The organism is Methyloterricola oryzae, assembly GCF_000934725.1.
GTDB lineage: Bacteria > Pseudomonadota > Gammaproteobacteria > Methylococcales > Methylococcaceae > Methyloterricola > Methyloterricola oryzae.
In genome coordinates this window covers 48,642-72,058 of the sequence record NZ_JYNS01000005.1, presented here as the reverse complement: position 1 = coordinate 72,058, position 23,417 = coordinate 48,642, and the positions used below count along the sequence as shown (strand labels likewise).

General features: G+C 63.9%; 23 protein-coding genes. 3 read left to right on the top strand and 20 right to left on the bottom strand.

Going from position 1 to position 23,417, the window contains the following annotated elements; translation table 11 throughout:
- Positions 1-29: 29 nt before the first annotated feature.
- The 20 genes from glmU to hemW all read right to left on the bottom strand — a co-directional run bounded on the left by glmU (position 30) and on the right by hemW (position 20,100).
- A complete protein-coding gene (gene glmU / locus EK23_RS08840) occupies positions 30-1,403 on the bottom strand; it encodes a bifunctional UDP-N-acetylglucosamine diphosphorylase/glucosamine-1-phosphate N-acetyltransferase GlmU (protein ID WP_045225000.1) in 1,374 nt (457 codons plus the stop codon).
- A gap of 142 nt (positions 1,404-1,545) precedes the next feature.
- Positions 1,546-1,965 (bottom strand): F0F1 ATP synthase subunit epsilon, encoded by a 420-nt coding sequence (locus EK23_RS08835; RefSeq protein ID WP_045224999.1) that lies wholly within the window; start codon positions 1,963-1,965, stop codon positions 1,546-1,548.
- A 21-nt stretch (positions 1,966-1,986) separates the two neighbouring features.
- Entirely contained in the window at positions 1,987-3,369 is a 1,383-nt protein-coding gene (gene atpD / locus EK23_RS08830) for a F0F1 ATP synthase subunit beta (RefSeq protein WP_045224998.1), read from the bottom strand.
- 43 nt (positions 3,370-3,412) lie between these two features.
- On the bottom strand, positions 3,413-4,276 hold the full coding sequence (atpG, locus tag EK23_RS08825; RefSeq protein WP_045224997.1) for a F0F1 ATP synthase subunit gamma: 864 nt from the start codon (positions 4,274-4,276) through the stop codon (positions 3,413-3,415).
- A 10-nt stretch (positions 4,277-4,286) separates the two neighbouring features.
- Positions 4,287-5,828 (bottom strand): F0F1 ATP synthase subunit alpha, encoded by a 1,542-nt coding sequence (atpA, locus tag EK23_RS08820; protein ID WP_045224996.1) that lies wholly within the window; start codon positions 5,826-5,828, stop codon positions 4,287-4,289.
- Between the two features lie 15 nt (positions 5,829-5,843).
- Positions 5,844-6,380, bottom strand: a complete 537-nt coding sequence (locus EK23_RS08815; RefSeq protein WP_045224995.1) for a F0F1 ATP synthase subunit delta — start codon at positions 6,378-6,380, stop codon at positions 5,844-5,846.
- Positions 6,380-6,859, bottom strand: a complete 480-nt coding sequence (locus EK23_RS08810) for a F0F1 ATP synthase subunit B (RefSeq protein ID WP_045224994.1) — start codon at positions 6,857-6,859, stop codon at positions 6,380-6,382. Before EK23_RS08810 ends, EK23_RS08815 begins: the two co-directional genes overlap by 1 nt.
- 46 nt (positions 6,860-6,905) lie before the next feature.
- The gene (atpE, locus tag EK23_RS08805; protein WP_045224993.1) at positions 6,906-7,172 is read right to left on the bottom strand and encodes a F0F1 ATP synthase subunit C; all 267 of its coding nucleotides are present in this window, start codon (positions 7,170-7,172) and stop codon (positions 6,906-6,908) included.
- Positions 7,173-7,218: 46 nt separating this feature from the next.
- Positions 7,219-8,001 (bottom strand): F0F1 ATP synthase subunit A, encoded by a 783-nt coding sequence (atpB, locus tag EK23_RS08800; protein ID WP_045224992.1) that lies wholly within the window; start codon positions 7,999-8,001, stop codon positions 7,219-7,221.
- Positions 8,002-8,016: 15 nt separating this feature from the next.
- Positions 8,017-8,349 (bottom strand): ATP synthase subunit I, encoded by a 333-nt coding sequence (locus EK23_RS08795; protein ID WP_235281969.1) that lies wholly within the window; start codon positions 8,347-8,349, stop codon positions 8,017-8,019.
- 280 nt (positions 8,350-8,629) lie between these two features.
- The gene (locus EK23_RS08790; protein WP_045224990.1) at positions 8,630-9,490 is read right to left on the bottom strand and encodes a ParB/RepB/Spo0J family partition protein; all 861 of its coding nucleotides are present in this window, start codon (positions 9,488-9,490) and stop codon (positions 8,630-8,632) included.
- 13 nt (positions 9,491-9,503) lie between these two features.
- The gene (locus EK23_RS08785) at positions 9,504-10,277 is read right to left on the bottom strand and encodes a ParA family protein (protein WP_045224989.1); all 774 of its coding nucleotides are present in this window, start codon (positions 10,275-10,277) and stop codon (positions 9,504-9,506) included.
- 6 nt (positions 10,278-10,283) lie between these two features.
- Positions 10,284-10,904, bottom strand: coding sequence for a 16S rRNA (guanine(527)-N(7))-methyltransferase RsmG (gene rsmG / locus EK23_RS08780; RefSeq protein ID WP_045224988.1), 621 nt, complete (start codon positions 10,902-10,904; stop codon positions 10,284-10,286).
- Positions 10,904-12,778, bottom strand: a complete 1,875-nt coding sequence (gene mnmG, locus EK23_RS08775) for a tRNA uridine-5-carboxymethylaminomethyl(34) synthesis enzyme MnmG (protein WP_045225128.1) — start codon at positions 12,776-12,778, stop codon at positions 10,904-10,906. Before mnmG ends, rsmG begins: the two co-directional genes overlap by 1 nt.
- A gap of 89 nt (positions 12,779-12,867) precedes the next feature.
- Positions 12,868-14,646 carry a BatD family protein gene (locus tag EK23_RS08770; protein ID WP_082054055.1) on the bottom strand — a complete coding sequence of 593 codons (1,779 nt, stop codon included), beginning with the start codon at positions 14,644-14,646 and terminating at the stop codon, positions 12,868-12,870.
- On the bottom strand, positions 14,643-16,463 hold the full coding sequence (locus EK23_RS08765) for a VWA domain-containing protein (protein WP_045224986.1): 1,821 nt from the start codon (positions 16,461-16,463) through the stop codon (positions 14,643-14,645). Before EK23_RS08765 ends, EK23_RS08770 begins: the two co-directional genes overlap by 4 nt.
- Complete coding sequence (locus tag EK23_RS08760; RefSeq protein ID WP_045224985.1) at positions 16,460-17,455, bottom strand: vWA domain-containing protein; 996 nt, start codon at positions 17,453-17,455, stop codon at positions 16,460-16,462. Before EK23_RS08760 ends, EK23_RS08765 begins: the two co-directional genes overlap by 4 nt.
- Positions 17,452-17,925: a DUF4381 domain-containing protein gene (locus tag EK23_RS08755; protein WP_045224984.1), complete on the bottom strand. Its 474-nt coding sequence runs from the start codon at positions 17,923-17,925 to the stop codon at positions 17,452-17,454. Before EK23_RS08755 ends, EK23_RS08760 begins: the two co-directional genes overlap by 4 nt.
- Entirely contained in the window at positions 17,922-18,878 is a 957-nt protein-coding gene (locus EK23_RS08750; RefSeq protein WP_045224983.1) for a DUF58 domain-containing protein, read from the bottom strand. Before EK23_RS08750 ends, EK23_RS08755 begins: the two co-directional genes overlap by 4 nt.
- Before the next feature lie 10 nt (positions 18,879-18,888).
- A complete protein-coding gene (gene hemW, locus EK23_RS08745; protein ID WP_438941137.1) occupies positions 18,889-20,100 on the bottom strand; it encodes a radical SAM family heme chaperone HemW in 1,212 nt (403 codons plus the stop codon).
- Positions 20,101-20,253: 153 nt separating this feature from the next.
- Here hemW and EK23_RS08740 point away from each other — a divergent pair, with 153 nt between their 5' ends.
- Genes EK23_RS08740 through EK23_RS08730 form a run of 3 tightly spaced genes read left to right on the top strand, consistent with a single transcriptional unit; the run spans position 20,254 to position 23,352 of the window.
- A complete protein-coding gene (locus EK23_RS08740) occupies positions 20,254-22,089 on the top strand; it encodes an NAD(P)H-dependent oxidoreductase subunit E (RefSeq protein ID WP_045224982.1) in 1,836 nt (611 codons plus the stop codon).
- Entirely contained in the window at positions 22,086-22,808 is a 723-nt protein-coding gene (locus EK23_RS08735) for a 2Fe-2S iron-sulfur cluster-binding protein (RefSeq protein ID WP_045224981.1), read from the top strand. Before EK23_RS08740 ends, EK23_RS08735 begins: the two co-directional genes overlap by 4 nt.
- 1 nt (position 22,809) lies before the next feature.
- A complete protein-coding gene (locus EK23_RS08730; RefSeq protein WP_045224980.1) occupies positions 22,810-23,352 on the top strand; it encodes an NADH-quinone oxidoreductase subunit B family protein in 543 nt (180 codons plus the stop codon).
- The last annotated feature ends 65 nt before the right edge of the window (positions 23,353-23,417 follow it).

Genomic DNA, 23,417 nt, shown 5'->3' with positions numbered 1-23,417 from the left:
CCCCTCGGAACCGGCCGGTGGCAGCCGCATCAGGCCTTGGGCTTTTTGACCGGCCGCTGCCAGCCTTCCACGTTGATCTGCTTGGCGCGGCTCAGGGTCAGGGTGTCGGCGGGCGTGTCCTTGGTGATGGTGGAGCCCGCGCCGATGGTGGCATTGCGGCCCACCGTCACCGGAGCCACCAACTGGGTATCCGAACCGATGAAAGCGCCGTCCTCGATCACGGTGAGGTGCTTGTTGGCGCCGTCGTAATTGCAGGTGATGGTGCCCGCGCCCACGTTCACCCCGGAGCCGACCCGCGCATCGCCCACATAGCTAAGATGATTGATCTTGGAGCCCTCCCCCACCTCGGCCTTCTTGATTTCCACAAAATTGCCCACGTGCACATGGGCGGAAAGCCGGGTCTCCGGGCGGATGCGGGCGAAGGGGCCGATGCGGCTGTCGGCGCCGATCACCGCGTCCTCGATCACGCTGTTGGCCAGAATTTCCACGCCTTGGGCGATGGAGGCATTGCGGATCCACACGTTGGGGCCGATCTTTACACCGCTGCCCAGTTCGATCCGCCCTTCCAGGATTACGTTGACGTCGATCTCGATGTCCTGTCCCAGTTGCACGATATCGCCGCGCAAATCGAAGCGGGCCGGATCGCGCAGGGTCACGCCCTGCTCCATGAGGCTGCACGCCTGGCGCGCCTGAAACAAGCGTTCCAGCTCCGCCAGCTGCTGCCGGTTATTGACCCCCAGTACTTCCGCTTCCTCGCCGGGCTGGGTGGTGTCGACGTAGATCCCGTCGGCCACCGCCATGGCGATGATGTCGGTGAGGTAGTATTCCTTCTGGGCGTTGTCGTTGGTCAGCCGGCCCAGCCAGCGCTTCAAGTGCCCACCCCTGACCGCCAGGATGCCGGTATTCACTTCCCGCACCGTCCGCTGCTCCGGCGTCGCGTCCTTTTCCTCGACGATGCTGACCACGTCGCCATTGCCGTTACGGATGATGCGCCCGTAGCCGGTGGGATTGTCCAGCGTGATGGTCAAAAGCCCCAGGCTGCCCTCGCCGGCGTGGTGCAGCAGGCGCTGCACGGTGCTCTGCTGCAGCAGGGGCACGTCGCCATAAAGGATCAGCACGGTGGCGTCATCCCGGATCCAGTCGGCCACCTGCATCACCGCGTGGCCGGTGCCCAGGCGCTCTTTCTGCTCCACCCAGCGGGCCGGCAGTTCGCCCAGAGTTTTAAGCACCTGCTCGCCGCCGTGGCCGTAAATCACGCTGATAGCGTTGTCGCCGAGACTTGAGGCGAGCCGGTGCACGTGGGCAAGCAAGGGGCGGCCGGCGATCTGGTGCAGCACCTTGGGCAGTTGCGAGCGCATGCGCGTCCCCTGGCCCGCCGCCAGGATGAGGGTCTGTAAGGTCATTGGGTCCATTCCGATTGCGTGGGTTTTACTGAAGCCCGCCAGCAGACCGGCGGCTTTCGGCAAAGCTTAGCAAATAAAAAACCCGGCCCGCCATGGAGAATGTCCATGACAGGCCGGGTTTCGGGAGCGCAGGCCGCTGTGATCAGCGACGTTGGCGCCAGCGCTCCAGGGTCCGCAGCTGCTCCATGGCTTCCACCAGCTCCCGCTGCACCTTGCCCATGTCCATGGCCGATTTTTGGTCTTTCAGCGCCTCCTCGGCGCGCTGCTTGGCTTCCAGGGCCGCCGCTTCGTCGATGTCCTTGGCGCGCACGGCGCGGTCGGCCAGCACCGAAACGATGTGCGGCTGAATCTCCAGGATGCCGCCGGAGACGTAGAACGGCAGGGTCTCCTTGTCGTCGGTCATCACCCGCACTTCGCCCGGCTTGAGGCGGGTCAGCAGGGGCGCGTGACGGGCCGCGATGCCCACATCGCCCTCTTCCGCCGGCGCCACCACCAATTCCGCGAGCCCGGAGAAGATCTGCTCCTCCGCGCTCACGATATCCACATGGAACTTCATGGCCATATCAGGCTCTCCAAACGCGGCTTAAGCAGCCAGTTTCTTGGCTTTTTCCAGCACTTCGTCGATGCTGCCGACCATGTAGAAGGCCTGCTCGGGAATATCGTCGTAGTCGCCGTTGATGATGCCCTTGAAGCCCGCAATGGTGTCCTTGAGGGAAACGTACTTGCCCGGCGAGCCCGTGAACACTTCCGCCACGAAGAAGGGCTGTGACAGGAAGCGCTGGATCTTGCGGGCACGGGCCACCACCAGCTTGTCTTCTTCCGACAGTTCGTCCATGCCCAGGATGGCGATGATGTCACGCAGTTCCTTGTAGCGCTGCAGGGTGCCCTGCACGGCGCGGGTGACGTTGTAGTGCTCCTGGCCGATGACCAGCGGGTCCAGCTGGCGGCTGGTGGAATCCAGCGGGTCCACCGCCGGGTAGATGCCCAGCTCGGCGATCTGGCGGGACAAAACCACGGTGGCGTCCAAGTGGGCGAAGGTGGTGGCCGGCGACGGGTCGGTCAAGTCGTCGGCAGGCACGTACACGGCCTGGATCGAGGTGATGGAACCGGTCTTGGTGGAGGTGATGCGCTCCTGCAGCACGCCCATTTCCTCGGCCAGGGTCGGCTGGTAGCCCACGGCTGAGGGCATACGGCCCAGCAGCGCGGACACCTCGGTGCCGGCCAGGGTATAACGGTAAATGTTGTCGATGAACAGCAGCACGTCGCGGCCTTCCTCACGGAAGTACTCCGCCATGGTGAGGCCGGTCAGCGCCACGCGCAGGCGGTTGCCCGGCGGCTCGTTCATCTGGCCGTACACCAGGGACACCTTGTCCAGAACGTTGGAGTCCTTCATTTCGTGGTAGAAGTCGTTCCCTTCGCGGGTGCGCTCACCCACGCCGGCGAACACGGAGTAGCCGCTGTGCTCGATGGCGATGTTGCGGATCAGCTCCATCATGTTGACGGTCTTGCCCACGCCGGCGCCGCCGAACAGGCCCACCTTGCCGCCCTTGGCGAAGGGGCAGACCAGGTCGATCACCTTGATGCCGGTTTCCAGCAGCTCGTTGGCTGCCGCCTGATCTTCGTAGCTGGGCGCCTTGCGGTGGATGCCCCAGCGGGTCTGCTCGCCGATGGGGCCCTTCTCGTCGATGGGATCGCCCAGCACGTTCATGATGCGGCCCAGGGTTTCCTTGCCCACCGGCACGGAGATGGCGGCACCGGTGTTGGTGACGTCCAGGCCGCGCTGCAGACCGTCGCTGCTGCCCATGGCGATGCATCTGACGACGCCGTCACCCAGCTGCTGCTGGACTTCCAGCACCAGGTTGGCGCTCTCGACGCGCAGGGCGTCATACACTTTCGGCAGTGACTCGCGGGGGAATTCCACGTCGACAACGGCGCCGATGATCTGAACGATTTTGCCCGAACTCATGTTTCGTCCTCTTAACTCTTTAAAGGTATGCTTTGACTATCGGCTAGACCGCTGCCGCGCCACCGACGATCTCGGAAATTTCCTGGGTGATGGCCGCCTGGCGCGCCTTGTTGTAGATCAGCTGCAACTCGTTGATGAGCTTGCCGGCGTTGTCCGATGCGCTCTTCATGGCCACCATGCGCGCCGCCTGCTCGCAGGCGTTGTTCTCCACCAGGCCCTGGAACACGATGGACTCGATGTAGCGCACCAGCAGGTCATCCAGCACCTCCTTGGCATCCGGCTCGTAGAGATAATCCCAGTGGCCGCTCAACTCCGGCGCAATCTCCTCGGTCTTGACCGGGAGCAACTGGTCGAGCTTGGGCTTCTGCGTCATGGTGTTGACGAACTCGTTGTACATCACGTACAGCGCGTCGATGTTGCCCGCGTAGTAATCGTCCAGCATCACCTTGATGACGCCGATGATCTGCTCCAGGTGCGGGGTGTCGCCCAGCTTGGCCACCTGCGCCACCACGTTGGCGCCGATGCCGTTGAAGAAGCCGGTGCCCTTGGAGCCGATGGCGCTGACCTGCACCTCGACCTTCTCGTTGGACCAGGTCCGCATCTGGCGCAAGGCCATGCGGAACAGGTTCGAGTTCAGACCGCCGCACAGGCCGCGGTCCGACGAGACGATGATGACGCCCACCTTCTTCACCTCCCGCTCGATCATGAACGGGTGCTGATATTCCGGCTTGGCGTGGGCCAGGTGCTTGATGATCTGCGCAATCTTGCGGGAGTAGGGCCGAGTAGCCTGCATCCGCGATTGCGTCTTGCGCATCTTGCTGGTCGCCACCTTTTCCATGGCGCGCGTGATCTTCTGAGTATTCTTGATACTCGCAATCTTCACACGGATTTCTTTACCTACGGCCATGACTTAACCCTTACCAGGCGTGCGTTGCTTTGAACTTCTTGATGGCTGCTCCGATGCCGGACGCGATCTCGTCGTTGTAGTCGCCGCTCTCGTTGATCTTGTCCAGCAACGCACCGTGCTCGGCCTTCATGTAGCTCTGCAGGGCATCCTCGAAATCGCGCACCTTGGCGGCTTCCACGTCGTCCAGATAGCCTTCGTTGGCCGCATAGAGGGACACGGCCATCTGCGCCACGCTCATGGGCGAGTACTGGTTCTGCTTCATCAGCTCGGTCACGCGCTGACCGCGCTCGATCTGCTTGCGAGTGCTCTCGTCCAGATCCGAGGCGAACTGGGCGAAGGCCGCCAATTCGCGGTACTGCGCCAGGTCGAGACGGATACCGCCGCCGAGCTTCTTGATCACCTTGGTCTGCGCGGCGCCGCCGACGCGGGACACGGACAGACCGGCGTTCACCGCCGGACGGATGCCGGAGTTGAACAGGTTGGTTTCCAGGAAGATCTGGCCATCGGTGATGGAGATCACGTTGGTCGGAACGAAGGCGGACACGTCGCCGGCCTGGGTCTCGATGATGGGCAGCGCGGTCAGGGAGCCGGTCTGGCCCTTCACGGCGCCGTTGGTCAGCTTCTCCACTTCCTCGGCATTGATGCGGGAAGCGCGCTCCAGCAAACGCGAGTGCAGGTAGAACACGTCACCCGGATAGGCTTCGCGTCCCGGCGGACGGCGCAGCAGCAGGGACACCTGGCGGTAGGCCCAGGCCTGCTTGGTCAAATCGTCATAGATGATCAGGGCGTCCTGGCCGTTGTCACGGAAGTACTCGCCCATGGAGCAGCCGGCGTAGGGCGCGATGAACTGCAGCGCAGCGGACTCGGAGGCGGAAGCCACCACCACGATGGTGTGGTCCATGGCGCCGTGCTCTTCCAACTTGCGCACCACGTTGGCGATGGAGGACTGCTTCTGTCCGATGGCCACGTAGATGCACTTAACGCCGGTGCCCTTCTGGTTGATGATGGTATCGACGGCGATGGCGGTCTTGCCGGTCTGGCGGTCGCCGATGATCAGCTCGCGCTGGCCGCGGCCGATGGGGATCATGGAATCGATGGCCTTCAGACCCGTCTGCAGCGGCTGGCTCACCGACTGGCGCGAGATAACGCCGGGCGCGATCTTCTCGATGGGGGAGCGCAGGCCGGAATTGATGGCGCCCTTGCCGTCGATGGGATTGCCCAGGGCGTCCACCACGCGGCCGAGCAGTGCCTCGCCCACCGGCACTTCCAGGATGCGGCCGGTGCACTTGACGGAATCGCCTTCCGCCAGATGCTCGTAGGAGCCCAGCACCACGGCGCCAACCGAGTCGCGCTCCAGGTTGAGCGCCATGCCGAAGGTGTTGCCGGGGAACTCCAGCATTTCGCCCTGCATGACGTCGCTCAGGCCGTGGATGCGGACGATGCCGTCGGTCAGGCTGACGATGGTGCCGACGCTGCGGGACTCGACGCCCAAATCGAAGTTCTCGATTTTGCTCTTGATGAGCTCGCTGATTTCAGAGGGGTTTAGTTGCATGATTCTTGTCTCGCTCTAGTTGTAGAGTCTTGTTGCCAATCGTTGAACTTGTCCGCGGACGGAGGCATCGATCACCCGGTCGCCGGCCTTGATCAGCACGCCGCCGATCAGGGATTCGTCGACCCGGACGTGCAGGCGCGGTTGCTTGCCCAGTTCCGTCTGCAGAACCGTCACCAGCTTCGCGTGCTCCCCGTCCTCCAGTGGATAAGCCGAACAGACCTCCACATCGAGATAGCCCTCTTCTTCAGCCCGGTAGTACTCAAACTGCTCGGCGATGCTGTGAATGAGGTCCAGGCGGCCGTTGGCGACCAGAACCTTGACGAAGTTCTCGCTCTCGCCGTTCAGGTGCCCCGCGCACAGATCCAGAAACGCCGCCGTGAACTGCTCCTTCTTGACCTTGGGATTGTCCGCGGCCTGCGCGATCCGCTCGTCCTTCATGACGGCGGACAGAAAGGCGAGGGTTTCCGACCACTGGGCGGTGGACGCGGTTTCCTTGGCCCGTTTATAGGCCGCTACCGCGTAGGGCCTGGCCAACGTCGCTATTTCACTCATTACGCCTGACCCAACTGCTTGCCGAGGTTGTCAATGATTTCCCGGTGCTTATCCTGGTCGACTTCTTTCTTCAGGATCTGCTCCGCCGCGGAAACCGCCAGGGTGGCCACTTCCTTGCGCAGCTGTTCCTTCGCCTGCTGGATCTCCCGGTCGATTTCGGACTTGGCAGCCGTGATGATGCGCTCGCCTTCCTGCTTGGCGGCTTCCTTGCGCTCGTCCGCCAGCTCGTTGGCGCGCTTCTGCGCCAGGTTGACGATTTCCGCGGCCTGGTCCTTGGCATCCTTCAGCACGGACTTGGCCTTCTTCTCGGCCAGCTCCATCTCGTGCTTGCCCTTGTCGGCGGCAGCCAGTCCATCGGCGATCTTCTTCTTGCGCTCTTCGAGGGCTTGCATCAAGGGCGGCCAGACGTACTTCATGGTGAACCACACCAGAAGCGCGAAGGTGATCATCTGCCCAATTAGAGTGGCGTTAATACTCACAGCGCTTTCCTCTTAATAGAAACATCAAGGAACGAGTTCGCTCCGATTAACCCTTGACCGCGGACAGGAACGGGTTGGCAAAGGTGAAGAACAGAGCGAGACCGACGCCGATCATGGTCACTGCGTCCAGAAGACCTGCAACGATGAACATCTTGACCTGCAGCATGGGGACCATCTCCGGCTGGCGCGCGGCGCCTTCCAGGAACTTGCCGCCCAGAAGACCGAAACCGATAGCGGTGCCCATGGCGCCCAAACCCAGGATGATGCCCACGGCGATAGCGGTCAGGCCTTGTACAGATGCTACTGCTTCCATTTTTTTCTCCGATTATTTCAGACAGGTTGAGTTGAATAACAAGGATTTAGTGATCTTCGTGAGCGAGGCTCAGATACACGATGGTCAACACCATGAAGATGAAGGCTTGCAGGGTGATGATCAGGATGTGGAACACGGCCCAAGGGAAGCTCAGCAGCGGCTGGACATACCAGGGCATCAGGGCGATCAGGATGAAGATCAGCTCGCCTGCATACATGTTTCCGAAAAGTCGAAGACCGAGCGAAACCGGCTTGGCCAGATACTCGACCGTGTTCAGCAACAGATTGAAAGGGATCAGCAGCCAGTGGTTGAACGGATGGAACAGGAATTCCATCGCAAAATGCACCGGGCCCTTCACTTTCAGGCTGTAGAAGATGATCAGGAAGAACACCGAGATGGACATGCCGAAGGTGCCGTTCAGGTCGGTGCTGGGCACCACGCGCAGGTAGTCCAGGCCCACGGCCTTGCCGATGTCCGGGAGCAGGTCCACAGGGAGCAGGTCCATGGTGTTCATCAGGAACACCCAGCAGAAGATGGTCAGCGCCAGGGGCGCGATCAGCGGACTCTTGCCGTGGAAGCTATCCTTGACCTGGGTGTCGACGAACTCGACGATCATCTCGGCGAAGTTCTGCAGGGGACCGGGTACGCCGCTGGTGGCTTTTTCCGCCGCCGTCTTGAACACCAGGATGAATGTCAGGCCGAGAAAAGCGGAGAAAAACAGGGTGTCCAGATGGAAGGTCCAAAAGCCCTCACCCGCTGAGAGTGTGGTCAGGTGATGGACGATGTAGCCCGTCGCGCCGCCCTCGGAACCATGTGCTTCGGTTGCCATCTTTCTTTTTCTCTCCTAATTGCGCAACAAAAGTGCAAACCAAAAAACCATTATCACCGCGACAAAGCCGATGAATAACGGCATGAACAAGATGCCTGGAAGTTGGAATACAATGACAAACAGGAGGGCGGTGATGGTCAGCTTGACCGTTTCGCCCAGATAGAAAGCCTTGACCACCGCCTGAGCCGTCTTGGTCGGATCGCGCCGACCGAACTTGAAGGCAAAATAGGCGTTGGGCAAGAACCCCACCAATCCACCCAGCAGCGCCGACTTGGCTTCCTGGAAGCCAGCCAGCCCGTAGGCTACAGCGAAAATCCCAATTATTGTTAGCACCTGAATCAGGAGCACGTGCCTGACTGCAACGAACAGGCCGGTCCCGCTCATAGGCGTCCCCCCTCTGAATCGGTCGGAATCATATCAACCGTTGTGCAGGAGATCAACGATTTATGTCCGCCGGGGCGGTCACGTGCGGTTCTGACGGGCTGGTTCGGGGAGGTGAGAAGGCAGGCCGGACTGCGCCGGCAGAGGCCCTAAATTCATGGCATCACGGGGCTTTGCGTCCCGCAACAGGCCATGGACGGGCCAGGGATCGCCGGCGCCCCGGAAACAGTCCGTTGCCGTCAGACCTTCAACCCAGGCGTTCGATGACGCCTTCCAATTGGTCCAGGCTGTCGTAGCTGATGATGAGCTTGCCGGCGCCCTTGCTGCTGTGCTGGATCTGCACGCGGGCCCCCAGCTTCTCGGTGATCTGTTCGGCGAAGCGGGTGATGTCGGGGTCCTGCTGACGGCCGGGACGGGTTGCCTGACCGGCCTCCTGGAGCTTGCGCACGAGGGCCTCGGTCTCGCGCACGTTCAGGCGCTTGGCCGCCACCTGCGCGGCGACCGCACCCTGGCGTTCGTAGGGCAGGCCCAGAATGGCGCGGGCATGGCCCATCTCGATCTCGCCCGAGACCAAAAGGGCCTTGGCGTCCGGATGCAGTTCGTTGAGGCGCATCAGATTGGAGACGGCGGCCCGGGACTTGCCCACGGCGTCCGCCACCTGCTGGTGGGTCAGGGAGAATTCCTCCAGTAGGCGCTTGAGCGCCTCGGCCTCCTCCAGGGGGTTGAGGTCCTGGCGCTGGATGTTCTCGATGAGGGCGATGGCCAGGGCCGCCTGGTCCGGCACTTCGCGGATCACCACCGGGATATCGTGCAGCCCCGCCATCTGGGCGGCGCGCCAGCGTCGCTCGCCGGCGATGATCTCGTAGCGGTTCTCCGCCACCTCGCGCACCACGATGGGCTGGACCACGCCCTGGGCGCTGATGGAGTCGGCCAGTTCCTGCAGGCGCGCGGGGTCGAAATCCTTGCGCGGCTGGAAACGGCTGCTGCGCATGAACTCCACCGGCAGCGTCTTGAGCTTGTCGCGCTCCTTGTCGCCGGGCGGCTCGATGCTAACCGCCCCCAGCAGGGCATCCAGTCCGCGCCCCAGGCCTCGTTTCTTCGCTGTCATGTGACTCTCCGGGTCAGGCGGCTTTCTCGTTGCGGCGCATGATCTCTCCCGCCAGGGCCAGATAGGCCACGGCGCCGCGGGAGGACTTGTCGTACATCAGGGCCGGCAGGCCGTGGCTGGGCGCTTCCGCCAGGCGGATGTTGCGCGGGATGACGGTACGCAGCACCTTGTCGCCGAAGTGCTCCAGCAACTGATCCGAAACTTCCTTGGCCAGTCGGCTGCGGGGGTCGAACATGGTGCGCAGCAGCCCTTCGATGGCCAGCTTGGGATTCACCGTCCGGCGGATGTTTTCCAGGGTGTCCATGAGATCGGAAAGGCCTTCCAGGGCGTAGTACTCGCATTGCATGGGGATCAGCACGCTGTCCGCCGCCACCATGGCGTTGACGGTGAGCATGTTCAAAGACGGCGGGCAGTCCACGAAGATGAAATCGTAGTCGCCGCGGCAACTCTCCAGCGCCTCGCGCAGGGCGCGCTCGCGGTTGTCGTGATGCAGCAGGTCCACCTGAGCCGCGGTCAGGTCCGCATTGCCGGGGAGGATATGAAAGCCCAGCTCCTTCAGCGGCAGGATGGCGTCGCCCGGCTTGGACTGGCGGGTCAGCACCTCATAGGAGGAATGGACCAGCTTCTTCTTGTTGACCCCGCAGCCCATGGTGGCGTTGCCCTGGGGATCGAGGTCGATGAGCAGCACGCGGCGCTTGGCGGTGGCGAGCGAGGCGGTGAGGTTGACGCTGGTGGTGGTCTTGCCGACCCCCCCTTTCTGGTTGGCCACCGCAATGATTTTTCCCATGGCTCTTTATCCTGGCAAGGTGACGGAAAGCAGGTGCCGCTCGGCATCCACTCCGGGAATTTTCAAGGGAACGCTTTCAACGGCAAACGGGGTCGGTGAGTCCTGTTCCGCCCATTTGCCCTTCTGCGCAAGGATCACGCCGCCCGGGGCCAAAAGCCGCCGCGTGTGTTCCACGATCACCGGCAGGCTGGCGAAGGCGCGGGCCAGTATCACATCGAAGCCCTCCGGGTCGGCGAAGCGCTCGATGCGCGCATGCACCACGCGGGCGTTGCGAAGGCCCAGTTCGATGATGGCCTGCTGCACGAAGCGCGTCTTCTTGGAGTTGCCGTCCAGCAGGGTGAAATCCTTCTCTCCGGCCAACAGCGCCAGGGGAATGCCCGGCAGACCCGCCCCCGTGCCCACATCCAGCACACGCCACCCTTTCAGGTGCGGCAAGACCGCCAGGCTGTCGAGCAGATGCAGCCTGACCATGTCGGCCGGGTCCGTGATGGAGGTGAGATTATAGACACGATTCCATTTGCGCAGTAACTGCAGGAAGACCAGCAACCGCTCCCGCTGACCCGCATCGGCGGCGACGCCCATCTGCGCCAGCCCCTCCGCGAGCAGGCGATCCAGGTCCTGTGCCATCAGGCGCTTTTCTTCTTCAGATGCACCAGCAACAAGGAAATGGCCGCGGGCGTCACGCCCGGTATGCGCGAGGCCTGGCCGAGGGTCTCGGGCCGCTGCTGCTTGAGCTTTTCGCGCACCTCGTTGGACAGGCCCACCACGTTGCCGTAGTCCATGTGCTCCGGCAGGCGCCAATGGTTGTAGCGCCGCGAACGCTCGATCTCGTCCTGCTGGCGGTCGATATAGCCCGCGTACTTGGCCTGGATTTCCAATTGCTCCAGCACCTGCGGGTCATCCTCGGCGTCCAGGGCCGGACAGATGCCGCCCAGGGCCGCGATGACCAGTTCCGGGCGGCGCAGCAATTCGGTGAGGGTCGCCTCGCGCTGCAGGGGCGCGCTCAACTGGCCGCCGAGAGCTTCGGCCGCGCCGCTGTTGGGCTTCACCCAGGTGGCGTCCAGTTCCGCCTGCAGCCGGGCAATGCGCTCGCGCTTGTCCTCGAAGCGCCGCCAGCGATCATCATCCACCAGACCCAGCTCACGGCCCATTTCGGTGAGGCGCAGGTCCGCGTTGTCTTCCCGCAGCAGCAGGCGGTACTCTGCGCGACTGGTGAACATGCGATAGGGTTCGGCGGTACCCCGGGTGATGAGGTCGTCGATCATCACTCCGATGTAGGCTTCTTCCCGGGCCGGCGACCAGGCTTCCAGATCCTTCGCCTTGCGTGCCGCGTTGAGGCCCGCGATCAGGCCTTGCGCCGCCGCCTCCTCGTAGCCGGTGGTGCCATTGATCTGGCCGGCGAAGAATAGGCTGTCCAGATGCTTGGTCTCCAGCGACGCCTTGAGATCGCGGGGATCGAAATAATCGTATTCGATGGCGTAGCCGGGCCGCGTGATGTGCGCCCGTTCGAAACCCCGGATGGAGCGCACCAGGGCCAGCTGCACGTCGAAAGGCAGGCTGGTGGAAATGCCGTTGGGATAGATTTCCCGGCTGTCCAGGCCCTCCGGTTCAACGAAGATCTGGTGGGAATCGCGCTCAGCAAAGCGCACCACCTTGTCCTCGATGGAGGGACAGTAACGCGGTCCCACGCCTTCGATGACGCCGGAATACATGGGCGATCGATCCAATCCGCCGCGTATGATGTCATGGGTGCCCGGGTTGGTGCGGGTGATATGGCAGCACACCTGGCGCGGATGCTCCTCGCGCGAGCCGAGGAAGGAAAACACCGGCGTGGGCGTATCCCCCGGCTGCTCGGCCATCACCGCATAATCGATGCTGGCGCTGGCGATGCGCGGCGGCGTGCCGGTCTTCAGACGTTCCACCCGGAACGGCAGTTCCCGCAGGCGCGCCGCGAGGGCATTGGACGGCGCATCGCCGGCGCGGCCGCCTTCGTAGTTCTCCAGGCCGATGTGGATGCGCCCGGCCAGAAAAGTGCCCACCGTCAGCACCACGCAGCGGGCGCGAAAGGCGAGCCCCATCTGCGTCACCACGCCGCGCGCGCTGCCATTTTCCACGATCAGGTCGGCGACGGTCTGCTGGAACAGGAACAGGTTCGGCTGGGTTTCCAGGGCATGCCGCACCACCTGTTTGTACAACTGGCGGTCCGCCTGGGCCCGGGTGGCGCGTACCGCCGCCCCCTTGCTGGCGTTGAGGATGCGGAACTGGATGCCGGCGCGGTCGATGGCGCACGCCATGAGTCCGCCCAGGGCGTCGATCTCCTTGACCAGATGCCCCTTGCCTATGCCGCCGATGGCGGGATTGCAGCTCATCTGACCGAGGGTTTCGATGTTCTGCGTCAGCAACAGGGTGCTCGCGCCCGCGCGCGCCGCCGCCAGGGCCGCCTCGGTGCCCGCATGGCCGCCGCCGACCACGATCACGTCGAATTCACTGGGGTACTGCATGCTGGAAAACTCTGGATGGCGCTGGCTGAAACTGGGCGAAATCATACCATACCGGCCGCCCGGAACCGGCGCCGGGGGGCGGAAAACCCTCAACTGCGATACAAGGGCTCCAGATCCGGCGCCTTCTGAGTCTGCGCGTCTCCCCGCTGTGGCTCAGCGATCAACTTGCCGAGGGTCTCGCCATTCCAGCTGCTGCCGGAACGGCTGTACAGCGCCCGCTCCAGTTCAGCGATTGCTTGAGCCAGCTCGCCGCCGGTGTGCCGCGCCAATGCGGCCAGGGAGCTTGGCGCATCCTTCGGCCAACGCGCCGCCGCCCAGACCAGCAGGGCATCGCGCGCACGCGTCGGATCTCCCGTCCCACAGGCCTCTTTCGCCGCACGCGTGGCGGCCCGAAGCCCCGGAAGCTCCGCCTGCTCGCCGTCCTGCGCGGGCGAAGCCGGGGAATGGCGAGCACGCAGCCAGAACAGGGCCGTAAGCAACCAGCCGATAGCAGCCACCAGGGTGCTCCAGAACCAGGGGTCGGCTGTGAGCTGGGCAGCAGGAACCGCCGGGTTCGCCGCGTCCGGCTTCCGGGAAACCGCGGGAAAAGCCTCCGCGGGCGCAGGCTCTGCGGCCGGCGGCGCGGTGGGTGCGGGTTCGCCGGCGGCGCCGGTGACGGTCAGGGTTTGTTCCGGCAGCCTGGCCACCTCCATGCGGTCGCTCCGGGTGTTCCACCAGGGAATCTCGATGGCGGGCAGCGCGATCCTGCCGGCCCTCCCCGGCAATAGGGCGGTTTTTTCCTGACGGCTGCTGATGATCCCATCCGGACGCTTTTCCTCGTTCATGGCGGGCTGATCGGGATAGAGCTTGGCCTGGTCGCCGATGGCGCGCTCCAGATTGGGGGCCAGTTCGGGCAGGACGCCTACCGTCGCGCCCTTGGCGCGCAAGGCCAGGGTGCGGGTGATGGGCTCGCCCGCCTCCGTCCGCGGCGGTGTCTGAGACCAGGCCTCCGTCAGTTCCAGCGATTCCGCCGGCAACCAGTGCTGCCCGGTGAACCCGGCGGGAATGGGCCGCACGTTCAGTTCCACGGCCTTGGACTGGGCGCGTGCCACCCGCGATCCCATCCCGAAGAAACTGTTGAAGCGGGAGCGTCCGCCCGATGGAATCTGCGCCTCCAGGGTCAAGGGCTCGATGCGCAGCGGGCCGCTTTTCTGCGGGAAGATGGCGTACTGCCGCTCTATCACGGCGTATTGCTGACCGCCGCGCTCGGCCTGGTAGCCGCGGTCCTCGCCCAGACGTTCCACCAGGGCGTCGTGCACCACCGGCTCGCTCAGTTCCGCGCCATTGAAATTGACCCGGCGCAGCACCCGCACGGTGTAGCGCACCTGGGCCTGCACATAGGGGTTGCGCGGCTCGGCCTGCACCTCCAGCAGCACTTCACCCGGCGCCGTGCTTCCGCTTCCGGCTGCGGTTTCCTCTGATCCGGCTTGCACGGTGATGACCGTCTGCTCGCTGTGGTCGCTGCCGAAAGCGATGGGCGGAAGGGTGAACGTGCCCGCCTGCTTGGGCATCAGGGTCAAGGTCCACTCGGTGGTGCGGCTGAAATGCCCGTTGTCGATGGACATCTGGCTGCTCTGCCCCTGGCTCAGAATCTTGAAGTCCTTCTCCAGGGGCGAGAAATCCGGGTCGTCGTCGGGCTTCTCCGTGGCGGTGAACACCAGATTGAAGGACTCGTTCAGGGAGACCGGATTGCGGTCCGGGGCCACACGGATACTGGCCGCCTGGGCCGCCGAACCGAACAGCGCGAACAGACAGATCAGCGCGACGGCGCGCCAGGTCCATCCATCGTGGAGGAGTTGAATCCAACCTCGGGAGAAGGTGTGCATCATGGTTGTCGGCCCCTGCCTTGGCCTTGCCGCTGCTGATACTGGTAATAGAACTTGCGCTTCAACAGGCCGCCCGGGTCATCGGGAATGCGCCGCAGCCACTGTTCGCTGGCCTGCTGCTCCTCATTGGGACGCGAGTTGGACTCGCCTCGGCTTTCAGGCTCCTGGAGTTCGGCCTTGTCCTGCTCCTTCCCCTGGCCGGTCTGGGGCTGGTCGGATTCCCGCTCCTTATTGCCTTGTTCCGGCTGCTGCCCCTGCTGCCCCTGCTGTCCCTCGTTTTCCTTGCCATTCTGTTCCTGGGACGGGTCCGGCTGCTTCTGATCCTTGCCCTCGTCGCCGGACTGGGACTCTTCGGAGGAATCCTGCTGCGAATGCTGATCCTTCTGGTCCTTGCCGTCCTGCTTTTCGTCGGACTTATCCTTGCCCTGCCCTTTCTGGTCCTGCTGTTGCTGCTTCTTCTGCTCCTGCAAGGCCTTTTCCACCAGTTCCTTGTTATAGCGGGCGTCCTCGTCGCCGGGATTCTGCGCCAGGGCCCGGTCATAGGCCTGGATGGCCTCCGGGTAGCGCCCCTGGCGAGCCAGGGCATTGCCCAGGTTGTACTGCGCTAGAGCGCCCGACTGCCCATCCAGGGTGGCGACCGACTCCTTGAACTGGCCGGCCTTGTACTGGGCGGCGGCCTTCCAGTCAGGGCGCTGAAAGGTCTCCGCCGCCTTGGCGGCGTCCCCCGCCTCAAAGTTCTGCCGCGCCTGCTGGTCCGGCGTGCGCCACAGGTCCTGCCATTCCAAGGCATGCGCCGGGTCCGGCATCGGCAGCAGGCACAGCAGCAGGGCCAGATAGCCGCGCCGGAAGGCCAGGGCCGCCAGCGGCAGCAGCGGCAGCAGCAGCCAGGGGCCGCGCTCTTCCCACAGATCCATTTTGGTCTGGCCTTCCGCGCCTTCTGCCCCTCTCCCGCTGCGAGACATGAAGGCCAGCAATTGGGCGATATCCGAGTTTTCCGCCGTCATGGTCTCGTAGAACCCGCGTCCGCTCCGGGCCAGCTGCTGCAGCGCGGGAGCGGCCAGCTTGGATACGATGATATTGCCCTGGGTGTCTTCCAGGAACCCGCCCTGGGGCAGTGGGACGGGCGCGCCTTCCAGCCCTCCCGCGCCCAGCACCGACACGCGGTAGCCCTCTCCGGCCAGGCGTTCCGCCGCGGGCTCGGCCCGGGTCAGATTGACCCCGCTGGTGATCAGCAACACATCCCCGTGGGTCAGGCCGGATTGCTTGAGCAGCCGTTCGGCGAGATCCAGGGCCAGGTCGGCGCGGCTGCCCTGCGCCGGCATCAAGGCCGAACTCAAGGCGGACAACTGCGCCTTGATGGTGTGGGCATCGTCCGTGAGCGGGGTGACCGTAAAGGCGCCCCCCGAGTAAACCAGCAGGGCGAACAGCCCGTCCTTGCGCTGCGCCAGGATGTCGGCCACCTTGAAGCGCGCGCGCTCCAGGCGGCTGGGCTTGATGTCCGCCGCATCCATGGTGCGGGACAGGTCCAGGGCGATGACCAGGGCCGCATCGTCGCGGAAGACGGGTGCCGGCAATCGCTCCCATACCGGCCCGGCCAGGGCAACGATGCCCAGCAAGCCGCCCAGTGCGTAGACCACAGGGACGAATCGACCGCGCCTGCCGACCCGATGATGCACCAGGATATGGGGCAGCAGCGCTGGCTCGATCAGGTTTTCCCAGGCGCCGGCCCGCCCGCCGCGCCGCAGCATCCGCCAGCACAGCAAGGCATGGGGCAGCAAGGCCAGCAGCCACAAAGGCCTGAGAAAATGGAATTCGCTCACGCCCGCTCCGCCCCGCGGACTCGCGCCAGGCTGAGGGCCGCGGCCAGCATCAGCGCGCACCCCAGGGGCCAGGGAAACAATTCGATGTGCGGGCGGAAATAGCGCCGGTCGCGCTCCACCGGCTCCAGGGTGTCCAGCAGGTTGTAGATCTCCGCCAGTTCGGCGGTGTCGCGGGCACGGAAATAACGCCCGCCGGTCTTGCTCGCCAGCGCTGTCATGGTGTCCTCGTCCAGGTCCTCGGATGGGTTGACCTTGCGCGTGCCGAAAAAGTCCCGCACCACCATCTCGTCCGCCCCCACCCCGATGGTGTAGATCTTCAGACCCTCCTTGGCCGCCAGATCCGCCGCCTGCAGCGGAGAAACGGCCCCGGCGGTATTGGCGCCGTCGCTGAGCAGGATCAACACCCGCTGCTTGTCCGGATTGTCCTTCAGGCGCTTGATGGCCAGACCGATGGCATCGCCGATGGCGGTCTTTTCTCCGGCCAGGCCGATGGCGGATTCGTCCAAAAGGGTGTGCACCGTCTTGCGGTCGAAGGTGAGCGGTGCCTGCAGATAGGCCTTGTCCCCGAACAGGATCAGCCCGATACGGTCGCCCACCCGGCGCTCGATGAATTGCCCGGCCACCGCCTTGGTGGCGGTGAGCCGGTCCACCTGGCGGCCCTGCAGCAAGAAGTCCGTGATTTCCATGCTGCCGGATAGATCCACCGCCAGCATCAGGTCGCGGCCGCTCACGGTCTGCTCGATGGGCTCCCCCAGCCACTGCGGGCGAGCGCTGGCGGCGACGAGCAGCAGCCAAGCCAGGGCCGCCGCCCACAGCACGTGCCTGCGGTCGACGCGCAGCGTCTGCGCGGTGCGGGGAAGCCGGTCCAGTTCGTCCAGAAACGGCGCACGCAGGGCGGAACTCATCCCCAGATCGGCAGGCGGCAACAGACGCCGCGCCAGCCAGGGCAGCGGCAACAGCAGGAACAGCCAGGGCCAGGCGAACTGGATCATGCTTTTCCCAGGGTGACTACCGGCAAGCGCCTTGCCCATGTGCGGCACACATCCAGCAAGGCGTTCAGGTCGCCTTCGCAGTGCGGGCGGTAGGGCGCGTCCAGCAACAAACGGCCCGGGCCTTCGCTGAAAGGCCGCTCTGGCAGGGACTGATCGAGAAAGCGCAGCCATTCCTCGCCCGTGAGTCCAGCCACATCCTCCCGCGGGTAGGCGCTCAGGCAAGCCCGGCGCAATACAAGGGCCAGTTCCCGCACCTGTTCGACAGGCGCTTGCTGGCGGGCGGCGATGGCGTCGAGTTGGCGCAGGGTCGCCTTGACCACGGTTACCCGCCGAAGCCGCCGCCAGAGCCACCAGCCGAGCAGGAGCAGTGCCAGAATGCCCACAGCCAGGGCATACCAGCCAGGCGCCAGCGGCCACCAGCCCACGGCGGGCGGCAGATGAATATCGCGCAGCGGCAGTTCCGGATTCATGCCGTGTGGACAGTTGGCGGGGGGCTGCCCCGCAGGATGGATACGGGATCGGCCGCCGTGTCGCAGTTCAGGAAGCGGATCTGGTGCTGGCGCGCCAGGGTCTGCACCCGTTCCAGCCGCGCCTCGAAGGCCTGCGCATGGGCGGCCGCCGCGGCGGGCGTCGCGTCCAGGAACAGCTCGCGCTCACCGTAGGCGAAGCGCAATCGCCCTGTGTCCGGCAGTTGGCGCTCCAGGCGATCGCTGACAAAACCCAGCGCCAGATCGCAGTGGCGGCTGAGGCGGATCAGGCTGGCTTCCCCACTGGGGGAGAGCTGTCGGAAGTCGCTGAATACGAACACCAGGCTGCCGGGGCGGGCATGCCGGAACAAGCGCGCCATGGCATCGTCCAGGGTGTGCGGCGCATGCGCGGACGCGCCATCCGCCGGATCCAGCGCGGCCAGCATCTGCAGCAAGCGCAGGACGGTGCGCCTGCCATGTTCGGGCTTGATTTCGCGGCTGCCGTCCTCGGCGAAGACCTGACCGCCGACGCGGTCGCCGTGCTGCACGGTGCTCCAGGCCACCAGCGCCGCCATGCGCGCCGCCAGCACCGACTTGAAACTGCCGCGAGTGGCGAAGAACATGCTGGCGCGCGCGTCCACCGAGATGAACACCGGTCGTTCGCGCTCCTCGCGGAACAGCTTGGTGTGGGTCTTGCCCGTGCGGGCGGTCACGCGCCAGTCCATGTTGCGGATATCGTCGCCCGGCGTGTACGGCCGGGTCTCATCGAACTCCATGCCACGCCCCTTGAAGCTGGACAGATAATTACCGCCCTGCGATGAACGCACGCCCCGATGCCGGAAATGCAGGCCGGCGGCCGATTGGCTCAGGTTGATCAAGGACGCCAGCGATACGCGCGCAACCTCATCTGCCGGCTGGGCTGCCGGCGCCTGGCCTAGGGCGGGAATTGCGGACATGGGGATCGGGCTAAGAATGTTCAGACATGAAATGTTCCAGCACATTATCCAGGAAATTCCAGCCCTTGTCTGTGCAGCGGATGTGGCCGTCCGCCGCATGCAGCAATCCGGCCTCGCCGCATGCCTGGATGCCTGGGTCCAGCACATCGGCAGCCAGCCCGGTGCTCAAGGAAAAATCTGCCAAACGGAACCCTTCCCTTAAGCGCAGATGGTTCATGAGAAACTCCAAAGGCAGTTCGCCGGGAGCGATCACCATGTGTTCACCTATACACTCAGGTGTGCCCGCGGTTTCCAGATAGCGTTTGGGATGCCTCTGCTTCCAGCGGCGGGCGATAGTGCCGCGTTCGGCATCCGTGATCTTGCCGTGGGCCCCGGCGCCTATGCCCAGGTAATCGCCAAAGCGCCAGTAGTTGAGGTTGTGCCGGCACCTTCGGCCATCTAGCGCGTAGGCGGAAACCTCGTACTGCGCATAGCCATGCTCGGCGAGCATGGCTTGGCAAGCCCGCTGCGCTTCCCAGATGACCTCATCTTCTGGCAGTGCTGGCGGGTGCCGGTGGAACCAAGTATTCGGCTCCAGGGTCAGTTGGTAGAACGAGATGTGGCTTGGGCTCAGGCCTATGGCCGTTTGCACATCCGCCAAGGCTTCGGCGACGCCCTGCCCGGGCAAGCCGAACATCAGGTCCAGGTTGAAGTTATCGAAACCCGCGCTCCTCGCCGCCTGCGCGGCCCGCACAGCGGCGGCGGCATCGTGGATGCGCCCCAACCGAGCAAGATGCGCATCATTGAAGCTCTGGATGCCGATGGAGAGCCGGTTTACGCCGGCCCGACGGAACCCTATGAAACGGCTTTCGTCCACCGTGCCCGGATTGGCTTCCAAAGTGATCTCAACGTCGTCGGCGATGTCGATTCGCTCGGCAATGCCTTCCAGCAAGCGCGCGATGGCCTCGGCGCTGAACAGGCTGGGCGTGCCGCCGCCTATAAAGAGCGTGCTGAGGCTGCGCCCCACCGCCAGGGGAAGGTCTTGCTCCAGATCCGCAAGCAACGCGGCCACATAGGCTTCCTCGGGCAGGGCACCATCGCCTGCGTGGGAGTTGAAATCGCAGTAGGGGCACTTGCGCACGCACCAGGGGATATGAATGTAGAGGGCAAGTGGCGGATTTCGAAGCATGCAGGTGGGGCCGGTGGAAACGATGACGGTCGTATCGCGAACTATCCGCGCCATTCTACAGGCACACGGCCCTGCCCGGAGCGACTCGCGCTAAACTTGGCTTAGGCGGCAGCGGCACCTGGCCGCCATCTAAAAAGTCCCCGGCCCCCGTTCATGGCGCCGGTTTACGCGGTAGAATCCTGCGGGAGAAACCACCTGGAGCAGACTATGACTCTCACCGAGGCAGAACAGGAATTCGTGTTGGGCATCCTGGAACGGCACAGCTTTCAGGAAACACGCCTCTTGCAAATACTCCGGGACATTCAGGCGCACTTCCGCCACGTTCCTCCCGCCGTGCGGGGTCTCATCGCCGATAGACTGGAAGTGCCCATCTCGCGCGTGCTGGCGGTCACCGAATTCTACAGTTTCCTCTCCACCGAGCCTCAGGGCCGTTACCACGTCCTGATCAGTGATTCGATCAGCGATCACATGCTGGGCAGTCGGGAACTCATGCAGCAGTTGTGCGAGCGGCTGGGCATCAAGCCCGGGCAGACCCGGTCCGACGGCAAGGTGAGCGTGGACTTCACGTCCTGCTCCGGCCTTTGCGACCAGGGGCCGGCCGGTCTGGTCAACGGCATGGCGATCAGCCGACTGGACAGCGCCCGCATCGCGAAGATTGCCGCCCTGATCGAGCAGGAAGCGCCGCTTGAGATTTGGCCGCGAGAGTTTTTCCAGGTCAAAGACAATGTGCGCCGCCCCGGACTACTGCTTAAGGAGCCTGTGGCGCCTGGATCAGCCCTGAAGTGGTCCATGATGCGGGGTATCGAGTCCACCTTTGCGGAAATCGAAAAATCAGGCTTGCGCGGACGCGGCGGCGCCGGATTCCAGACCGCCTGGAAATGGAAGTTCTGTTTCGAAGGCCCGGAAGAACTGGCGGAGTGCCCGGTGGACAAGCGCAAGGAACTGGAGCGCTTCGTAGTGTGCAATGCCGACGAAGGCGAGCCCGGCACCTTCAAGGATCGGGTGCTGCTGCAAAGCCATGCGCATCAGGTGTTCGAAGGCATGACCTTATGCGCCGCCATCATCGGCGCGCGCCAGGGCTTCCTGTATCTGCGCGGGGAATACCTCTATCTCGTGCCGCATCTGCAAAAGGTACTCGCGGAGCGGCGCCGTCTAAATCTGCTGGGCAAGGGCATCCTGGGCCAGAGCGGTTTTGACTTCGACATCGACATTCACCTGGGCGCGGGCGCCTATATCTGTGGCGAGGAGTCCGCGCTGATCGAATCCCTCGAGGGCAAGCGGGGCGTGCCCCGCAATCGCCCGCCTTACCCCGTGACTCACGGCTATCTGGGTAAGCCCACGGTCGTCAACAATGTCGAAACCTATGCCGCTGCCGCCGCCATTGCGCTGCGTGGAGGCGCCTGGTTCGCAAGCCACGGCACCGCCAAGTCCGCCGGCAGCAAGATCCTGAGCATCTGCGGCGACTGTGCCCGACCCGGCATTTACGAGTACGACTTCGGCGTCACCATCGCCGAGATCCTGCGCGATTGTGGCGCCAGCGATACCTTGGGCGTACAGGTCGGCGGCCCTTCGGGCACCTTCATTTCCGCGCGGGAGTTCGACCGCAAGCTGGCCTTTGAAGATCTCGCCACCGGCGGCTCGTTCATGATCTTCAACCAGAGCCGCGACGTGCTGGAAGTGGTGCGTAACTTCGCCCATTTCTTCGCCCACGAGAGCTGTGGCTTTTGCACGCCCTGCCGCGTAGGCACCAGCCTGCTGCGCAAGGAAGTGGACAAGATTTGCGGCGGCCATGGCACCGCGGGCGATCTGGTGGAACTGACGCGCCTGAGCAACTTGGTGAAAAGCGCCAGCCACTGCGGACTGGGGCAAACGGCCGCGAACCCTATCCTTTCCACGCTGGAGCGCTTCCCTGAACTCTACGAACAGCGGCTCAAGGAAATCAGTTTCGAACCCGGCTTCGATCTGGATGGCGAACTTGAGATTTCACGGCGGATGACGGGGCGCGACGACGCCTTCGCGCATCTGGAGCAGGAGGGCGTATGAGTGGCATGAAGATCGAAATAGACGGCAAGGCGGTTCCCTTCGAAGAAGGTGACACCATCATGGAGGCGGCGACCCGGGCCGGCGTCTACATTCCGCACTTGTGCCACAACCCGGAATTCACCCCGCATGGCAGTTGCAAGCTGTGCACGGTGAAGGTCAACGGCCGCAATTGCTCGGCCTGCACCTTCCCCGCGACGGACGGCCAGCAAGTGCTGAACGACACCAAGGAACTGAACGACACCCGCAGGACCATCACCCAGATGCTCTTCGTTGAAGGCAATCATTTCTGCCCTTCCTGCGAGAAGAGCGGCAATTGCCAACTCCAGGCGGTGGGCTATTTCCTGAATATGCTGGACGGCCATTTCCCGCACTTTTATCCCCAAAGGTGCGTGGACGCCTCCCACCCGGACATCTTGCTGGACCGTGACCGCTGCATCCTCTGCGAACTCTGCGTCCGGGCCAGCCGCGACGTGGACGGCAAGAACGTGTTCGGCCTATCGGGGCGTGGCATCGCCAGCCATCTGGTGGTGAATTCCGATTCGGGCCTGCTGAAAGACACGGCAATGGCCGCGACCGACAAGGCCGCGCAGGTATGCCCGGTGGGAGCCATCATCGTCAAACGGCACGGTTTTGAAGTGCCCATCGGCAAGCGCATCTTCGACGGACAGGAAATCAGCGACTGGAGTCTTGAGCGGGAAGCCAGCGAGGCGGGAGAGTAAAATGGCGGATAAACTGAAAGTGGCGACCACCTCCCTGGCCGGGTGCTTCGGATGCCATATGTCGTTCCTGGACATCGACGAGCGACTGCTGGAACTGGCGGAAGTGGCCGATTTCGACCGTTCGCCCATCACCGACATCAAGCACTGCAGCGAGCAGGTGGATATCGGACTGATCGAGGGCGGACTCTGTAATGCAGAGAATGTGCACACCCTTCGGGAGTTCCGCAAGCACTGCAAGATCCTCGTAGCGGTCGGGGCTTGCGCCATCAATGGCGGCATACCGGCGATGCGCAACCACATCCCACTGGAGGAATGTTTGCAGGAGGCTTATCTGGACGGTGTCGGCGTAGACAATCCGCAGATCCCCAACGATCCCGAGTTGCCGCTACTCCTGAACAAGGTTCACCCGGTGCACGAGGTCGTGAAAGTGGATTACTTTCTGCCCGGCTGCCCACCATCGGCTGACACCTTCTGGAAATTCCTGACCGATCTTGCATCGGGAAGGGAGCCTTCGTTGCCCTATGCGTTAGTGCATTACGATTGAGTTTGGCGGGTCAACCCGGCCTCTCGGGTGGCATCAGGATTTTGCGGTGGACTTCACTCAATGCG

What these genes read in the sequence shown, in the direction of transcription:
- atpD (WP_045224998.1), bottom strand. Translation starts at nt 3,369, where the DNA reads ATGAGTTCGGGCAAAATCGTTCAGATCATCGGCGCCGTTGTCGACGTG.
- atpG (WP_045224997.1), bottom strand. Translation starts at nt 4,276, where the DNA reads ATGGCCGTAGGTAAAGAAATCCGTGTGAAGATTGCGAGTATCAAGAAT.
- rsmG (WP_045224988.1), bottom strand. Translation starts at nt 10,904, where the DNA reads ATGGCACAGGACCTGGATCGCCTGCTCGCGGAGGGGCTGGCGCAGATG.
- atpA (WP_045224996.1), bottom strand. Translation starts at nt 5,828, where the DNA reads ATGCAACTAAACCCCTCTGAAATCAGCGAGCTCATCAAGAGCAAAATC.
- hemW (WP_438941137.1), bottom strand. Translation starts at nt 20,100, where the DNA reads ATGGCGCGGATAGTTCGCGATACGACCGTCATCGTTTCCACCGGCCCC.
- EK23_RS08785 (WP_045224989.1), bottom strand. Translation starts at nt 10,277, where the DNA reads ATGGGAAAAATCATTGCGGTGGCCAACCAGAAAGGGGGGGTCGGCAAG.
- EK23_RS08770 (WP_082054055.1), bottom strand. Translation starts at nt 14,646, where the DNA reads ATGATGCACACCTTCTCCCGAGGTTGGATTCAACTCCTCCACGATGGA.
- EK23_RS08740 (WP_045224982.1), top strand. Translation starts at nt 20,254, where the DNA reads ATGACTCTCACCGAGGCAGAACAGGAATTCGTGTTGGGCATCCTGGAA.
- EK23_RS08755 (WP_045224984.1), bottom strand. Translation starts at nt 17,925, where the DNA reads ATGAATCCGGAACTGCCGCTGCGCGATATTCATCTGCCGCCCGCCGTG.
- EK23_RS08735 (WP_045224981.1), top strand. Translation starts at nt 22,086, where the DNA reads ATGAGTGGCATGAAGATCGAAATAGACGGCAAGGCGGTTCCCTTCGAA.
- glmU (WP_045225000.1), bottom strand. Translation starts at nt 1,403, where the DNA reads ATGACCTTACAGACCCTCATCCTGGCGGCGGGCCAGGGGACGCGCATG.
- EK23_RS08835 (WP_045224999.1), bottom strand. Translation starts at nt 1,965, where the DNA reads ATGGCCATGAAGTTCCATGTGGATATCGTGAGCGCGGAGGAGCAGATC.
- mnmG (WP_045225128.1), bottom strand. Translation starts at nt 12,778, where the DNA reads ATGCAGTACCCCAGTGAATTCGACGTGATCGTGGTCGGCGGCGGCCAT.
- EK23_RS08760 (WP_045224985.1), bottom strand. Translation starts at nt 17,455, where the DNA reads ATGATCCAGTTCGCCTGGCCCTGGCTGTTCCTGCTGTTGCCGCTGCCC.
- EK23_RS08750 (WP_045224983.1), bottom strand. Translation starts at nt 18,878, where the DNA reads ATGTCCGCAATTCCCGCCCTAGGCCAGGCGCCGGCAGCCCAGCCGGCA.
- EK23_RS08815 (WP_045224995.1), bottom strand. Translation starts at nt 6,380, where the DNA reads ATGAGTGAAATAGCGACGTTGGCCAGGCCCTACGCGGTAGCGGCCTAT.
- EK23_RS08790 (WP_045224990.1), bottom strand. Translation starts at nt 9,490, where the DNA reads ATGACAGCGAAGAAACGAGGCCTGGGGCGCGGACTGGATGCCCTGCTG.
- atpE (WP_045224993.1), bottom strand. Translation starts at nt 7,172, where the DNA reads ATGGAAGCAGTAGCATCTGTACAAGGCCTGACCGCTATCGCCGTGGGC.
- EK23_RS08730 (WP_045224980.1), top strand. Translation starts at nt 22,810, where the DNA reads ATGGCGGATAAACTGAAAGTGGCGACCACCTCCCTGGCCGGGTGCTTC.
- atpB (WP_045224992.1), bottom strand. Translation starts at nt 8,001, where the DNA reads ATGGCAACCGAAGCACATGGTTCCGAGGGCGGCGCGACGGGCTACATC.